Raw genomic sequence first — 15,551 nt, forward strand, 5'->3', positions numbered from 1 at the left:
AACATCCAATTAGTCAATAGGCGATCGAGTATGACGATGTCTCGGTGGAAAAAAAAGGCGCATTGGTCAGGTTTTTTTGTGCTGCTATTTTAGTGTGTCAGATACGCTGTGGCTTTGGTTTGTCCAACGGTGAAGGCTTTTTTTTCAATCCTTCTATAATTCGAGCATAGCGAGTAAATGGACTTCAGATCGATTGCGCAAATTTAATTCTCTACCCCCTTATTTAATCAGCTTTGTTTTTCTATTGGCGATGCTTTCGCCGTTAGTGTATCCACAAGGTATATTGGCAAGATTGCTCGACCGTTTGGATTTGGTTTTTTATGATTTACGCTATGTGCAGCAAAACCTGAGTTTGGGCAACAGCCAGCAATTGGGCAGTCCAGTGGTTTTGATCAAAGCAAATCCGGGGCAGCTGGCAATTGAAAATGAAATAGATGCAATCGTCGATGCTAGTTATCAAGCAGGGGCCAAACTGGTGGTGGTGTTGCCATCAATCGCCGATGATGGTTTATCGCCTCAAGATTGGTTAGCGCAAAGATTTCCCAATTTACCTCCCGGTACATTAGATCTTTTAGCGCCTTATTTGTCGATGGTTGAAGTGCAGGAAGAAAGTGGACTAAAGCCAATTAAAGGTTACGGATTCTTCTTTGACCGCAAGCAACAAGCACAGCAACAATTGCCCCAGCCTTTTTCTTCAGTCAATCAGAATTTTAATCAGTTGCCGATAGCCAGCGGTATTTTTGGTCTACAAGGGCAAAATCAATCAGCTGGTTTTTATAATGTGATTCCCGACCTAGACGGCGTAATTCGCCGAGCCCATCTGTTTGTAAATTATCAAGGAGAGGTTTATCCCTCGCTGGGGTTAATCGCTGCGGCTAATTATTTGGGGGCAACACCGCAGCTGATCGATGAAAGCTTTGGTATTTCATTACAGTTTGACCAAAAGCGCTTAAATACTGGTGTTGCATCAGATCTGATGATCGATTTTTCAATTCCATACAACCGAATTTCATGGCCTCGGCTTGGAATGATTGATGAAAATATTAAACGCATCTTTCGTGGCAAGTTGGTTGTAATCGAGCCTCCGGGTGCACCGGGGCAATCACTCTCGGTTCCATTTGGTGGGCGGTTAAGTGCTGGTGATATTCAAGCGATGCTCATTGGCGATTTGCTGCTTAACCAGCACCATAACTATCAACCTGTCTGGGAACCGATTATTGGCTGGATGCTGTTGATCAGCGTTGCTGGTTTATTAATGCTGCTGCTTCCAAGGTTTGGCCCGCTGTGGCAACTGTTAACTGTCTCTGGATTGCTGCTGTGGTTTTGGACAGTGAGTGGTTGGCTATGGAGCAGCTTGGGGATTTTACTGAATTGGTCGCCACTTTTGGTGATTGTAATCGGCCTAATGCTAATTAATCTTGGCTGGGGTTTCTTGTTTGAAAGGCGTCAGCTAGTTCAGTTAAAAGACACGTTTGGTCAATATGTGCCTGAAGCATTGGTTAGTTCAATGGAAGGGCCTTCGAGTACAGAATTTCAGATTTCTCAGAATCGTGAAATGACAGTGCTATTCGCGGATATTCAAGGCTTCACTAAAATATCAGAAATGTTGTCTCCCAGAGAGTTGCAGCAATTATTAAACCGTTTCTTTACCCCGATGACTGAAGTGATTTTCAATCATGGTGGCACGGTAGATAAATATGTTGGCGATATGATTATGGCCTTTTGGGGCGCGCCAACAGAAGATCCTATGCATGCAGAAAATGCGGTGAAGGCAGCGTTAGAGATGATCGAAAAAGCAGCATCGCTAAGTGAGTCATTTGCCAGAGAAAACTTGCCAGTGATTCGTCTAGGAATAGGAGTCAATAGCGGTTATATGAGTGTTGGTGATATGGGGTCTCGTTATCGCCGTGCTTATACCGTGCTGGGCGACAATGTGAATTTGGCAAGTCGATTGGAATCATTGACTAGAAATTATTCAGTAGAGCTAATCGTTGGAGAAAACACGCAGCAGCTATTGCCAAGTGAATGGCTATGCCGACGATTAGATTGTGTCCGGGTGAGGGGACGGCAAAAACCGGAGTTTATTTATCAGCCGATTTCGCAAAATCCTATAGGTGAAGAGGTTGGCAGGTTAGTGAAATTTCACGATGCCCAAGAAACTTATTTCCAGGGGCGCTTCAATGCAGCATCAAGAATGTTTGCCATTCTTGAATCTGAGCAACCTTTAGTCGGTCTGTATAGAAGAAGGTTGGATTGGTTAGAGCGTCATCCGATTGATAGCGAGTGGGATGGCGTGTTTCAGGAAGTAGAAAATTGGGATGGGTAATGATTGATTCCTTTTTCTAGCATTACTGCATTGTAACCAAGCTCAGATAATAGGAATAACGCGGAGTGACTTCGCTTTCCGGTGTCGCAGATAATGACATACTGAGTGTTTTTATCGAGTAGTGATGTACTCTCGCGCAAACGGTAGAGAGGGATATTTATACAAGGAGAGAGCGGGGTGTTCGCGTGTTCAGACTCTAGGCGAACATCGAGCCATTGCCCACCGCTAGTGATAATCTCTTTAGCATGGTTAAAATCGACGTTTTTTATGATGGCTTGTTGAAGCAGGCGTTTGAATTCTTTTTTTGAAAGAATCTTTAATACACCATCAGTTAGCATAACAACGGTAGCATTCCTTGGTGCATCAGAGAGCAATCCTTCTTCACCAAAGCTCTTGCCAATGCCGACCTTACCGACTCTGACTAAACGCTCTGATTTTGGCAGTTTTCTCTTTATTTCAGCTTCACCTTTAGCAATGATGAAGTAATAATCGGCTTGATCACCTTCGTTAATAATTACCTCACCTTTTGTTACGGTACGGCTTTCTAGTGACATGAAAAGTGTCTGGATATTACTCGGTGGAATTTTTTCGTAGAGTTTGGAATGAAGTAGAGTGGTCATCCAATCAGCTCCAGAATGAGCTGGTTTATTATTTAGCTCTTGAACAATATACGGCTTGGTCGATGAGGCATCACTACTAGCGATTCGATCGAATTCTTTTCGATTGATCAGTATGTAACGAACTTTACTAAGTGACATTGCAGAATATTGATGGGGGTAAGCGTCATCGATTGAAACGGCGGCATTGGGAGTGTTCGCCTGAATTTTTTTCACATTCTTTTTATCGTCAATAAGCGCTAACTCACCTTCAATAAGAAACATAATAGAGCGGTTGTCTGATCCTTTTCGAAACAAGAGGCTTTTTTCATTTGTCTTGTGCAATTCTGCAATTGCTAACAATTGTCTTAGCGCTGCAGGATCCATGGTTGACATAGGGTGCAATTTTTCTAACTGCTCTATAGTAATTCTGGAAATGCTTTTCCTGCTAACTGATTGCTCAATCATTAGTTTTTAACTTTTAAAAATGAAAATAGTTAAGGCACAGTGTAGGTGAGCGAAAATAGTCGTTGAGTGCGAAGCTTCACAAATTAGCTGTTATCGACTGTTTGGAATTTGCAGTGACAGTAGGCGATCTCTAAATGCCGTGTTAGCCTTCTAGTCAAAGAATAAAAAGATCCGGCCTAAGCCTAAAGATCGTGAAAAAATATAAAAATAAATTGCCTCATATCCTATTGCAGATTGTTTGCCTATCGCTTTGGCTGGTTTCGCCAGGCCTGACTGCGGCTGAACCAGAGCTTCCGGTCAGGATCGAGCTGGAATTGCCACAAGTCGAGAGTGCGACAACTGAACTCTATTTCGGTATTACGCTGGTGCAACCTGATGGTTTCAAGCCCCAGCCTGGCGCCAGCTTCAATCTTATTCAAAACCTCCCTAATAGTCGTTGCTTTGTAATGGGCGCAGCAAACTATTCTGCAACTAGTTCAAGCACAAATACGCGCATTGCTGCTCAAGAAATTGATTCATCAGGTGGTTACTCAACTGCTGAAATCGGCTTTGGCTGCTATCCATTTGGAAGCTGGCGTCGGCATTGGGTCGGTGAACCCATGCTGGTTGACTTCTATCTAGTGTCTTCTGTTGGAGAAAACCGGTTTCTAGGTGAAACCGGAGGCGTTGTTAGTTGGGGTGGTGGTCTTCGGGTAACTCGTGCTGATGGTGCCGCGCTTCGAATAAATTTAACGGATCAATTGTTTCAACGAACTATGCTTGGGCAGGAATCAACTGAGCATGCATTGATGATTGGATTGAGTGTTGGAATTCTGTTTTAGGAGAACCCAGTGAAAACAGCTTTTACTTTAGCGTTGGCATTTTGTTTATCAGCATTTTCAGCTCAGGCTCAAGAAAATGTGTTGTCGACAATCGATCAACCTGTTGGAATTGTAAGTGAAATAGTGCTTTTGCCATCGCAGGATTTAAACCGAGATATATCAGTTCTCAAAGATGAGCTAGTCAATTTACGTGCTGATTTACTTGAATTGGAACAGCAGATTCTAATACCGCCATCATCACGCCTTGACGTGTTTTTCTCGATGGATTTAGGCCAAAGCTTAATGCCTGATGCGATGACTATTTATCTAGATGATCAAGAAATAGCTCACCATCTTTACACTGAAAGACAGCAGGCGGCATTAACTCGAGGCGCAGTTCATCCAGTCTTTACTGGTAATGTTTCCCAAGGTAAGCATGAGCTTCGTGTTTTGCTGGTTGGGCAACACCAAAAACGAGAATTAAGACGAGCTGTTAGTCATGTATTTAATAAAGAAGGTCAAGTAGTTTCCCTTGAGTTTTCTTTACAAGATGTTCAACAGGGCGGCCAGTTAAGTATCATCGATCACTCTCCGGAGAAGCAGTAGTGAAACAACTGCTTTTATCTCTTTTGCTATTAACGCCTCTCGCTAACGCGCAAGAGCAGCCAAGATTTGAGAATCCTGGTTGGGGAGAGGTGGTGTTTTATCATCTGCAAGATGAAAAACAGTCAGTATTAAACCGGCTTTTGCTAGCAGAAAGAAATCAAGATCTTGAATTGTATCAAGCTCAAAGTGACCTTCTTTTAGGAGGGCTGTTCTTGGAGCTAGGTTTGTTTGAAAGAGCACAGCCTTTATTTGAGAAAGCGCGACAATCCACTAATGATGTTTCCGCTCAAGCTTGGTTAACCTTGTCAGGTCAATTGGCCAAGGCATCTCGAACTCAATTGCTAGCAGATGCTTTGCAACGAATAGATGTCAAAAAGCTAACTGAAGATGAGCAGGAATTGTTCTGGTTATATCAGGCTGAACTGGCTAAATTACAGAGCAATATTGTTCTTTTGGATCAATCAATTTCAAAATTGTCAAAGCAACATTCGCAATATCCTTATTTACAAATCCAGCGTTTCTTATTGGGCTCAGAGACAGGACAGCAGCAAGAATTAAACCGTTTAATCGAGTTGACGCGTCAAAAGAATCAAAATTATGAGCAAATTGCTGTTAGCTCAAGAGCTAGCTTAATGCTCGGGCAGTTTTTTTTGTCGCAAGAAAATTACGCTGAAGCGAAACGTTATTTTGAACAAGTCTCTGAAACATCTCCAGATCGTACCCGGGCGCTGTTAGGTATTGGTTGGAGTGAAGCAAAAGCAGGCCGTCAGCAGCAATCTGTTTTAGCTTGGAAAAAACTGTCTCGAGGAAATTTATCTAATGTGGTTACTTTAGAGTCAAAAATAGCTTTGCCTTATTTGTTAGAGGCTAGCAAACCAACCCAAGCTATCGATTTTTATGAGCAGGCTTTGCTGGATTTTAATGATGAATTGATTCGGCTGAAACAGATTGAATTGGAATTGGATCAGCAGCAGTGGATTGCTCAATTGGTTGAAAACGGTGCTGAGGGATTAATTTATCCAGGTTATTTTATTGCATTGCTAGAAAATAATAACTTTCAGGATTTGCTAGCAAATTACCAGCAGCTTAATTTTCTGGGTGATGGTTTAGATGTTTGGCAGCCAAAATTGAGTCAAGCTATCTTTCAGCTGGATTTCCGAATCAAAAAACAGCAGCGTTACCAGCAAATTTCTCCATTGTTAATGGAGCGAAAGTCCCTGCTTATGCAACGCTTGAAAGAAATTGAAGGCAAGAAAATATTGGCAAGTCAGGGCGGTGAATTAGCATCAACTCTGGTTGCTGACAATCAACAGCAACAACAACTAATACAACTTGAAACGATTAGCTCAAAGCTGCAGCGTTCCCTTGGTGATGTTAAATCAGAGCAACAAAGAGCTAGATTCTTGAAGGGGCGTTTGTTATGGCAGGTTGAGCAGGATTACTACTCAAATTTACGTCGCTTAGACAAGCAAGTGATGCAAACTAAAGTGTTGGTTAAAGATTTGCAGCAACAAGTTCAAGAATTACAAGCTTTAGCTGATGGACTTCCCACTCAGCTGAATCAGTCCCGTCAATTACTCACTCAAGCTTCAGCGCGATTGAATGCCATATTGGCATTTAAAAATGGTGTTGAAGATCGAATTAAGAATCAGCTGCAAGATCACATGCAACAGCAAATTGTACAAAGAAGAACATTGTTAAATAACTTGCTGGAAGTTGCTCTAGATGGAACAGCCAGGCTTTATGATCAAAGCATTAGTCGCCGCCAGGGGGCTAGTTTATGAAAAAATCGATGTTGATTTTATTAACATGTCTTGGCGTTGCTATTAACGCTCAAGCACAAACTGACTTGCCTAAAAAAAATACTGAAGCACAAATAATTTCGGCTGAATCTAACTCAATAGAATCAGATATTGTTGCTGAAAGGCAGCAGGTCAATAATGTATTGGCTGCATTAGAGCGCTATCAAAAGTTATCAAAAATAACTAAAAAACCAGAGCTTTTAGCCAGAATACAAGTGCGAAGTGCTTTATTGGCATTGGATGCAGCAGAAGCTAATTGGTATTTGATTGCTGGAGAGCTGATTGAAGCTACCGATCCTTTGGCTGAAGCGTTAGCACCCTTTACTTTTGAGTTTGCTCAAGAGCAGATTAGTAAAGTGATTGAAGATCATCCTGATTATTACGAGTTAGATCGCCTCTATTACCAGCTTGCCCATGTCTTAGATTTGCAAGGTAAGCTAGAAGATCAATTGGAAGTTCTTCAGCTGAGTGTTGCTCGCTTTCCAAGCAGTAAACATCTTAACGAGCAATGGTTTCGAATTGGAGAGTTGCAGTTTTCGTTAAGCCAATTCATTGATGCAGAAAAAGCATATCTGGAAGTCGTTTCAAATACTAAGCAAGGTAGTGATTTCTGGCGGCGAGCTAGTTATAAATATGCTTGGAGCCTATACAAAAACAATGAATATCAGAAGTCTACTGAGCAGTTGCTTGAATTATTAGATGTTACTGAGCTATGGAAAGACGAAAATCTCAGCGATGATACTGCTGTTAGTTTAAGGCAAGATATTTTTTACTTGTTATCTCTGACATTTAGTTACCAGGACGGTAATGAATCGGTTATTGCTTTATTAGAGCAAAAGGGTATTCGTCCTTATGAATTCCAGCTGTTTAATAATTTGGGCAATTTCTATCTTGAAGGGCGCAGATACTTAGATGCTGCAGATGTTTTTAGAGGCTACTCCAAACGTCATCCGGGCACATCAGAAGCATTGAAAATGCAGCTTCAAGTTATTGAGGCTTTCAAAAACGGCGGTTTTCCGAGTCAATTATTGCCAGCAAAAGAGCAATTAGCTTTAGAGTTTGGCCCAGGTAGCCAGTTTTGGCTCAAACGGCCATTAGAAAAGAAAAAAGAACTGGCGGCATTATTAACCCCAGAACTAATTCAGCTAGCTGAGCATTATCATGCCGCAGCACGTGAGAAAAGTGATCCGCTATTTAGAGATAAAGCAGCCGCATACTATCTCCAGTATTTAGAAACCTCTGGTGGTAATGCACAAAAAAATTATCAGTTAGCAGAAGTTTATATGGAGTCTGGGCAGTATTTAAAAGCTGCAGAAGCTTTTGCTGTCAGTGCATATGATTATCCTACCGATGAAAAATCGGCAGAATCTGCCTACGCAGTTTTGGTTGCTTATCAAGCGCAGATAGGTGTTAAAGCAAAGCAACAAACTGAAGAGGAAAGGCATTTTTCTCTAGAGCAAGAAACCTTTTATGCGCTTAAATTTGCTGATACTTTTGCTTCGGATAAGCGTGTAGTGCCAGTGCTATTGAAAGTTGCCCAAGATCAGGCTGCTGAAAACAATTGGGATTTGGCTATTAAAACCTCCAAGCGAGTGATTAAGCTTGCTAAGCCAACAGATAAAGAGTCATTGCAGCCAGCTTGGAAGCTAGTCGCTCAGGCAGCGCTGGATAACCAAGATTACCTAGCAGCTGAAGTTGGCTATTTACAATTGTTAGAGCTGACGCCGCGTCGTAATAAACAATATATAAACTATCAAAATCAATTGACCTCTGCGGTATTCAAGCAAGCAGAAATCCATGCACAGGCAAATGAAATAGATTTGGCGGTTGAAGACTATTTAAGAATTCGTAAGCTGCATCCCAAGTCGAGTGTTTTGGTCAATGCTGAATATGATGCCGCCACATTATTGTTAAATAATGAACGTTGGCAGTCAGCGATTGAGCAATTAAAAATATTTAATCGCCGATTTAATGGTCATAAGTTTACCAAAAATATTAATGAGAAGTTTGCGCTAGCCTACGAAAAATCTGGCCAGCTTACCCTCGCTGCTCAGGTGCTAGGAAAAATTGCTAAGCGTGAAGGCAGTAGCCAATTGGCAAGGGAGAGTCGCTGGCATGCTGCTGAATTAGCAAGAAAACAAAATGAAACTCAGTTAGCAATTGATATGTATAAACGGTTTGTTTATGACTTCCCTGCGCCAGTTGCACCTAATATGGAAGCGCGAAAGTACCTTGCTGATTTGTATGCTGCACAAAAAGATGATTACCGACGGAATTTCTGGCTAAAGAAAATTACTGTTGGACATAAAAAAGCTGCGTCTCTATCTACCGATCGTACAGCATGGTTAGCGGCATGGGCTGGATATGAATTAGCTGAACCCCAATTTAATCGTTTTGAATCTTTGAGATTAAAACTGCCTTTGGAAAGAAGCCTAGCTCGCAAGCAAAAAGCGATGGAAAAAGCGCTGAAAGCATATGGCAATGTTGTCGAATTAGGTGTGGCTGATTTTGCAACAGCAGCAACGTATCGAATTGCAGAGTTATACCGGCTGTTAGGTAAAGGCCTTTTGGATTCAGAGCGTCCTAAAGATCTCGATGCAGATACTTTAGAAGAATATGTTTTATTGCTCGAAGATGAAGCTTTTCCGCTGGAAGAGCAGGCAATTGAGTTGCATCTGACCAATGCACAAAGAGCATCTCAAGGTGTTTATGATCAGTGGGTAAAGAAAAGTTATCTGGCATTAGGTGATTTACAACCCGGAAGATATCAAAGAGGAGAAAAGCATGATGGCTTCTTGCTTCCGGCTCACTTCTAGCCTGATTTTTGCTGCCAGTTTATTGGCCTGCGCATCAACTAAAATTCCGAATGCTAGTGGATCATCTTCTGAGGTAGTCAGTGCTGGACAGCCGACTGAAGCGCTGGTAACACCGGGTAAAACGACGGCTACAGATAATTCAGAGGCTGCGGCAGAAATTGTTTTAGTTAAAGTGCCAGCAATTATATTGCCCGCTGAATTACAAAAGAAGCTGGATGAAATTGCACCAATAATATCCAACCAACAAATGGATGTAACAAAACAAAAACTAAAAGCCATTGCCTCAGAGTGGCCAGACTATCCTCAGCCGCCATTAAGCTTAGCGGCTTTATCGATTCAGCAGAAAAATATCGACCAGGCAAAAGAATGGTTGGTTGTTGCAGCGAACAAGTCAGAGATGGATCACAGTTCTTTAAACTCTATCGGTATTGCTTATCGAAAATTAGGTGAGTTTGCCAAGGCTGAGACTTTTTATCTGGCATCGATTGATGCAGCGCCGGGTTACCCGTTAGCGCAGCTTAACTTGGGCATCTTATATGAGCTGTATTTATTCCAGATAGATAAAGCTTTGTCACATTACAACCAACATCAGAAGCTTTTAAGTGAGCCAGACCCACTGGTTGCGGGGTGGATTAAAGACATAGAAGCAAGATTGCAAAGAGTGAAAGCTCAGGAGGTAAGTCAGTGAACATAAATGGATTGCTCTTATCTCTGTTGTTGGTGTTGACACCTTTGGTTGTTTCAGCTGAAACAGTGAAAGAGGTAGCTGAGCCAACATCGATAGCCAAAAAAGCCCAGCCACCAGTAAAACAAAAAAGTGCTAAAAGTGGCGATAGCGGCATAAGAGTACAAATTCAGGCTGACCAAGAAGCACCGCAGGTATTATTTGTATTGCCTTGGAAAGAATTGAATCCAAACCTTCAGCAGGTCCAGTTTGGTCCAAATAAAGCGCTCGATTGGAAGCCTCTGGAGCGGGATAACTTCCTGCAAACACTAAAAATTCATAAAAAAATAACACCTAAACAATAAAATCGGGGGTGAAGTCCCATCGGTTTATCCGTGGGGCCTCTAGCCTTAGTTTGATGCAGATATGAGGACGTAGTTGATGGAAACGGTAGTCGCGTTTTTTCAAGATGGCGGTGCGTTTATGTACCCAATCGGACTGGTGCTGGTATTCGGCCTAGCAATTTCGCTAGAGCGGATATTTAGTCTGGGTACTTTGCGTAGTCGCAACGATAAATTCTGGCGGGAAGTCTTGCCGCGTATGCAACAAGGGCAGCTGAAGCAAGCTCACAGCTTATCCCAAGAAAGTAAATCTGAAGTTGCTCGCATCATAGATTACGGTCTTGAGCGATTAAAGACTGCAACTCGGTTAGAAGAAGTTGAGATGGCTTTGGAAGAAGGCCTGATGGAAGTGCTTCCACAACTGGAAAAACGTACTCAATATGTTGCGACCTTGGCAAACATTGCAACGCTGCTAGGTTTGTTGGGAACCATCATTGGTCTGATTGCAGCATTTAGCGCAGTTGCCAATGCCGATCCTGCTGATAAAGCCAATTTATTATCGGCCAGTATTTCGACTGCGATGAACACCACTGCATTTGGTTTGATGGCAGCAATTCCTTTGTTATTGTTTTATGCCTATTTACAAAGCCGTGCGCAAGATATCGGTAGCAGTCTAGAAATGATCGTGGTGAAGTTTGTGAATATGTTGCCGTCAGTAGACAAATTGACACAGCAAAAAGCACAAGCGCAGTCACAAGGACCGGCAAAAGCCAAGCGTCCTGCGGCAAGTCCCACGGAGGCAGGTAACGGGAGCAACTAATGGCGCTTCGATTTCACCGGCATAAAGACCGGGGGGACGCCGAACTGAATATCACTGCCTTTTTAAATTTAATGGTGGTGTTAATTCCGTTTTTGCTGTTAACAGCGGTTTTTTCCCAGGTCACGATTCTCGAGCTAAATCTGCCTGTAGGGCAGAGTGAAGCGCTGGAAGATTCAAAACCAAAATTACAACTTGAGTTGCTGATTCGAAAAGAAACCATTCAGGTTGCTGATCGAAGCGGTGTTACATATGGCGAGCCGATTAAAAAAACAGAAGATGGCTTTGATTTTAATCAGTTGAATAAACAGCTGGTGACGATTAAAGAAGCCCTTGCCGATACTCCAGATGATACTGAAGAAATTACATTGCTTTTTGAACCAGAGGTTGAGTATGACGTACTGGTTCAGGCGATGGATGCAGTGAGAGTTCGGTTCCCTGAAGCTGAAAACGAATCTGCAAATAAGGAACAAGAGCTTGCTGCAGATGCAGTGACAATTTTGCTGCCTTTATTTCCAGAGGTATCGATCGGTGACGCACCTCAGGCCCCTAAAGGAGATGCAGGATGAAAATGTCTCGTCGGGCTAAACGGATGAGTCGCTCTCGTTCTAAGCATAAGCGTGGTGTAGCGCTAAATCTGGTTTCATTGATGGATATTTTTACCATTTTGGTTTTTTTCCTTTTGGTAAATTCATCCAATGCACATCAATTACCCAGTAGTAAGACAATTAAACTGCCAAAGTCACATGCGGAAAAAATTCCTGAAGAAAATGTAGTGGTTCAGGTCAATCGTGATGAGATTTTAATTGATGGCAAGTTAGTCGCACGTATAGAAAACCTGCTGCAACAAGATAGTGATCAAATTGCGCCTTTGGCTGCAGCATTGCAGTTGAAAACTCAACGTTGGCAGGCATTGCATTCAACAGAGGAAATGCCAAAGGATGGACGTAAAGTAACCATTCTTGCTGATAAAGGATTGTCTTATCAGCTGCTCAGAAAGGTCATGAATACTTGTTCTCAGCAAAGTTATAGCCAGATTTCGCTTGCAGTAAATCGAGTGCCATTTAAAAAGGAGGCATCATGAGTTTATCTAAAATTCATGCAATGCCGGTTTTACCATGGCATGTGCCTACGGCGGAAAAAAATCGCTTTCGAGTATTTTTAATTCCATTGGTTTTAGGTTTTGTTGTATTGGGTTTATTAATTCCTCGTATTCCACTTCCGGTTGAAGATCTGGAACGAATTGAAGAATTGCCACCCCGGCTAGCCAAATTTGTGGTGAGAAAACCGCCGCCGCCACCTCCACCGCCAAAGGTTGAAAAGAAAAAACCTGAGCCAGAGGTAAAGAAAGCGGAGCCGGAAAAGCCCAAGCCTAAAAAGCCGGATGTAAAGAAGCCTAACAAGGCAAAAAAAGTAGCTAAAAAGCGCTTAAAAAATGTCCAAAATGCTTTGGCGAGCTTGAGAAATAATCAGGCACTTAAAAGCTTGAAAAAAGCATCGAATAAGCAACTGAAATCTGGTGGCGGCAAGGCAACAACCGTGGCTCGCAATACCTTGTCTAGAAATGCAGCTGCCGGTAGCGGTGGTATTCAAGTGGCCAGAGCCAGTACGAGTGTTGCCGGTGAGGCTTTAGGTGGACTGGATGCGACTGCAGTAGAAAGTACCATTGGCGGTGCGGATGAGATTACTGCTGAAGGTAATCAGATTGCGACCAATCGAACTCGCGAAGAAATTCGTCTGGTTATTAACCGTAATTACGGAAAGCTCAAGCTGATCCATAATCGTGCGCTACGAAAAAATCCTGGCTTAGCTGGGCAAATGGTTATTCGAATTGTGATTGCACCAGATGGGGCAGTAAGCAAAGTTGAGTTGGTTTCCAGTTCGTTAGAAGATTCGGCAATGGAGCGCAGAATCTTAGCCAGAGTTCGTTCATTCAATTTTGGCGAAAAAGACGTAGACGTTTGGGATAACACCTTCACGATTGAATTTACGACCTGACTGTTTGCAGCCCTTTAAATTTGCACCTAGAGGGCTGCAGCTAATAACAAGAATAATTTTCAGGGGCGCTTTTATGCGACAGTTGTTTCTGACTGCTTTATTGCTTTTTCAGTGCGCGGTTTTGCAGGCTGAAACAGTAAAAGTCAACAAGATTTGGGTTGATCAAAGCTTTATTAATTTATTTGCTGGGCCAGATGAAGATTTTGAGCGGATAGATGTTGCTCAAAGAGGAGACTGGCTTGATCTAACTAGGCAACAGGGCAACTGGTTTCAAGTTGAAACTAGGGAAAAGCGCCATTACTGGATTTCTTACCAGCAGTTATTAGGTTGTAGAACTGAACCTGATGGACCTCTTTTATCTAGCATTTTACCTAAGAATTGGTTTACCGATTTACACCAGCTAGGTTTTGGTGGTGGTGTAGTAGCCGATAGTCCTGCAATTCAGATGAGTTTAACTCGTAGGTTAAATGACTTTTTAGCTTTAAATGGAAGTGTTGCAGGCATTGGTTTAGACACCGGTAGTGCCGTGCTTTATCAGGGCGGTTTGCAGATTATCCCATTGGATACTGAGTCATGGAAAACTTATTTAGAGTTTTCAGGCGGCGGTTATTATCGATCATTTGATGACGATACAATAGACGCATCCCACCGGCCCCATATCGGTATCGCCGGAGCAATTGGCTACCGTTTAGGTGATCGATTTAATATCGTGGCACGGGCGCAATATCACAGCCTATTTAAAGCAAGATTAAATGAAGCAGACAATCTAAAAGGTTTGTTTTTTTTAGTCGAATATAAATTCTAAATATGAAGGTGAAGAACGCTATGATGCTGCGACTTTGTCTACTTTTCGTCAGTTTGTTGACCGTGACTATTACTACGGCAGTAAAGGCAGAAAGTTACCAGTTAGATGTTCCAGCATATAACTGGCATTTATCTGCAGGCTATGCCGGTTATCGCACGGTGGGTTTTGATAGTACTGCGGGTGCGCAGTTCACTCTGGGTTATCGGCTCGATTCTAGTCTTGAACTTGAATTAACTACCGGTTTTGTCACGCTAACCGATGAAAATTATCGTCAGGGAGTGCCAGCGCCATCATTAATACTGGAAGGTGGAGAGCAAACATTAGTCTGGTCTGAATTGATGTTTTCTGATTCATTTTTACAAGGGCAGTGGCAATTTTCTAAAAATACCTATATCAACACTGGTTTGTTTTGGCAGTTTGGTGCCGGTATTACTCACTTTTCTGATGAGTATTACCCTACGCTTGTACTTGGTGGGGGTATTCGAATTCCTTATGACCGTTATCGTTTGGAATTGGCTATTAAAGATCATATTTTTAAATTTGAGAAGATTGGCGAAACTTCATACGGCAATAATATGCAGTTAGTTGTGGCTTTGGGCATTTCTTTTTAGGGCGAGCAATGAAGAAATTACTTTTTAGTATTCTACTTCTTTTACCATCGCTGAGTTTTTCTGCGCAAGCGGTAAATGAAGCGCCAGGTCGGGGATTAAATGAAGGGAAAAACATGCCTGGAATTATTCTTCCGTATCGAGGAGAGGCATTTAATCTTCAATCGAAGCTTGGTGATGTAGTCTTTCTTCATTTTTGGGCTAGCTGGTGTGACGCTTGTGATCGATCAATTGATGCGATGTCCGATCTATCTAAACGCTTTGATGGTCAGGTAAATAAACCTACTTGGATAGGCATTAATTTAGATGAGTCTGACGCGGCATATCATGCGGCGATCGACAATATAGACTTTAATTTTGTTAGCTTGCGAGATCCTTTAGCAAGAATATCGAAAAAGCTGCGGGTGCCACAACTGCCATACACTTTAATTATTGATCGTGATGGCGTGGTAAGAGCCATTTATCAAGGATTCAGTCGTCGACAGGTAAAGGAATATGAGCAACAACTTCATCGCTGGCTGGATACTCCCTAGCTTAATAATTGTTATGCTAGGTGGTTGTAGTATCAATGAAAAGCCAGTGCCAGATCCTTGGATTAAGCCCTGGCAACGATCTTGGCAAGAGGCTGAAGATATTAATTCCAAAGCAGTTCAAGAACTCAAATTACGTTGCCGAACGGAGAAACTCCGCTCTGGAACGATGATTTCAGTGGGGTGCGTTTAATGTCTTTGTTTAATAAACCGTTTGCTGCTTATTCATTTTTATCTCTGACATTAGCGCTGGCTGGTACAGCTTCTTTAGCTTCTGAAAATAAAGACCAAATTGGCATTTCCAGTCATACCTCCCAAGGTGATGATTGGGATATCACAGGTTATCAACTGGATGCTCAAGGTCATTTTAAAAG

General features: G+C 42.3%; 15 protein-coding genes. 14 read left to right on the plus strand and 1 reads right to left on the minus strand.

Annotated elements, in window-relative coordinates; translation table 11 throughout:
* Nucleotides 1-193: 193 nt before the first annotated feature.
* Nucleotides 194-2,326 (plus strand): adenylate/guanylate cyclase domain-containing protein, encoded by a 2,133-nt coding sequence (locus DC094_RS21620; RefSeq protein WP_133245658.1) that lies wholly within the window; start codon nucleotides 194-196, stop codon nucleotides 2,324-2,326.
* On the opposite strand, the gene DC094_RS21625 is transcribed toward DC094_RS21620, so the two are convergent.
* A complete protein-coding gene (locus DC094_RS21625; RefSeq protein WP_116689210.1) occupies nucleotides 2,299-3,390 on the minus strand; it encodes a cyclic nucleotide-binding domain-containing protein in 1,092 nt (363 codons plus the stop codon). The genes DC094_RS21620 and DC094_RS21625 overlap by 28 nt on opposite strands.
* Before the next feature lie 191 nt (nucleotides 3,391-3,581).
* Between DC094_RS21625 and DC094_RS21630 the strand changes: the two genes are divergently transcribed.
* From DC094_RS21630 to DC094_RS21690, 13 genes are all read left to right on the plus strand, one after another.
* Nucleotides 3,582-4,211 carry a porin family protein gene (locus DC094_RS21630; RefSeq protein ID WP_116689211.1) on the plus strand — a complete coding sequence of 210 codons (630 nt, stop codon included), beginning with the start codon at nucleotides 3,582-3,584 and terminating at the stop codon, nucleotides 4,209-4,211.
* A gap of 9 nt (nucleotides 4,212-4,220) precedes the next feature.
* Nucleotides 4,221-4,796 (plus strand): hypothetical protein, encoded by a 576-nt coding sequence (locus DC094_RS21635; protein ID WP_116689212.1) that lies wholly within the window; start codon nucleotides 4,221-4,223, stop codon nucleotides 4,794-4,796.
* Nucleotides 4,796-6,580: a tetratricopeptide repeat protein gene (locus DC094_RS21640; protein ID WP_116689213.1), complete on the plus strand. Its 1,785-nt coding sequence runs from the start codon at nucleotides 4,796-4,798 to the stop codon at nucleotides 6,578-6,580. The genes DC094_RS21635 and DC094_RS21640 overlap by 1 nt, the downstream gene beginning before the upstream one ends.
* Nucleotides 6,577-9,414 carry a tetratricopeptide repeat protein gene (locus DC094_RS21645; protein WP_116689214.1) on the plus strand — a complete coding sequence of 946 codons (2,838 nt, stop codon included), beginning with the start codon at nucleotides 6,577-6,579 and terminating at the stop codon, nucleotides 9,412-9,414. The genes DC094_RS21640 and DC094_RS21645 overlap by 4 nt, the downstream gene beginning before the upstream one ends.
* The gene (locus DC094_RS21650) at nucleotides 9,383-10,102 is read left to right on the plus strand and encodes a tetratricopeptide repeat protein (protein ID WP_116689215.1); all 720 of its coding nucleotides are present in this window, start codon (nucleotides 9,383-9,385) and stop codon (nucleotides 10,100-10,102) included. The genes DC094_RS21645 and DC094_RS21650 overlap by 32 nt, the downstream gene beginning before the upstream one ends.
* The gene (locus tag DC094_RS21655) at nucleotides 10,099-10,443 is read left to right on the plus strand and encodes a hypothetical protein (protein ID WP_116689216.1); all 345 of its coding nucleotides are present in this window, start codon (nucleotides 10,099-10,101) and stop codon (nucleotides 10,441-10,443) included. The genes DC094_RS21650 and DC094_RS21655 overlap by 4 nt, the downstream gene beginning before the upstream one ends.
* 76 nt (nucleotides 10,444-10,519) lie before the next feature.
* Nucleotides 10,520-11,239: a MotA/TolQ/ExbB proton channel family protein gene (locus DC094_RS21660; RefSeq protein WP_116689217.1), complete on the plus strand. Its 720-nt coding sequence runs from the start codon at nucleotides 10,520-10,522 to the stop codon at nucleotides 11,237-11,239.
* Nucleotides 11,239-11,805 carry an ExbD/TolR family protein gene (locus DC094_RS21665; RefSeq protein WP_116689218.1) on the plus strand — a complete coding sequence of 189 codons (567 nt, stop codon included), beginning with the start codon at nucleotides 11,239-11,241 and terminating at the stop codon, nucleotides 11,803-11,805. The genes DC094_RS21660 and DC094_RS21665 overlap by 1 nt, the downstream gene beginning before the upstream one ends.
* Nucleotides 11,802-12,320, plus strand: coding sequence for an ExbD/TolR family protein (locus DC094_RS21670; protein ID WP_116689219.1), 519 nt, complete (start codon nucleotides 11,802-11,804; stop codon nucleotides 12,318-12,320). Before DC094_RS21665 ends, DC094_RS21670 begins: the two co-directional genes overlap by 4 nt.
* On the plus strand, nucleotides 12,317-13,234 hold the full coding sequence (locus tag DC094_RS21675) for an AgmX/PglI C-terminal domain-containing protein (RefSeq protein ID WP_116689220.1): 918 nt from the start codon (nucleotides 12,317-12,319) through the stop codon (nucleotides 13,232-13,234). Before DC094_RS21670 ends, DC094_RS21675 begins: the two co-directional genes overlap by 4 nt.
* 73 nt (nucleotides 13,235-13,307) lie before the next feature.
* Nucleotides 13,308-14,039, plus strand: a complete 732-nt coding sequence (locus DC094_RS21680; RefSeq protein ID WP_116689221.1) for an SH3 domain-containing protein — start codon at nucleotides 13,308-13,310, stop codon at nucleotides 14,037-14,039.
* A gap of 20 nt (nucleotides 14,040-14,059) precedes the next feature.
* On the plus strand, nucleotides 14,060-14,650 hold the full coding sequence (locus DC094_RS21685) for a porin family protein (protein ID WP_116689222.1): 591 nt from the start codon (nucleotides 14,060-14,062) through the stop codon (nucleotides 14,648-14,650).
* Nucleotides 14,651-14,658: 8 nt separating this feature from the next.
* A complete protein-coding gene (locus tag DC094_RS21690) occupies nucleotides 14,659-15,180 on the plus strand; it encodes a TlpA family protein disulfide reductase (RefSeq protein WP_116689223.1) in 522 nt (173 codons plus the stop codon).
* The last annotated feature ends 371 nt before the right edge of the window (nucleotides 15,181-15,551 follow it).

Source organism: Pelagibaculum spongiae (genome assembly GCF_003097315.1).
GTDB classification, from domain to species: domain Bacteria; phylum Pseudomonadota; class Gammaproteobacteria; order Enterobacterales; family Pelagibaculaceae; genus Pelagibaculum; species Pelagibaculum spongiae.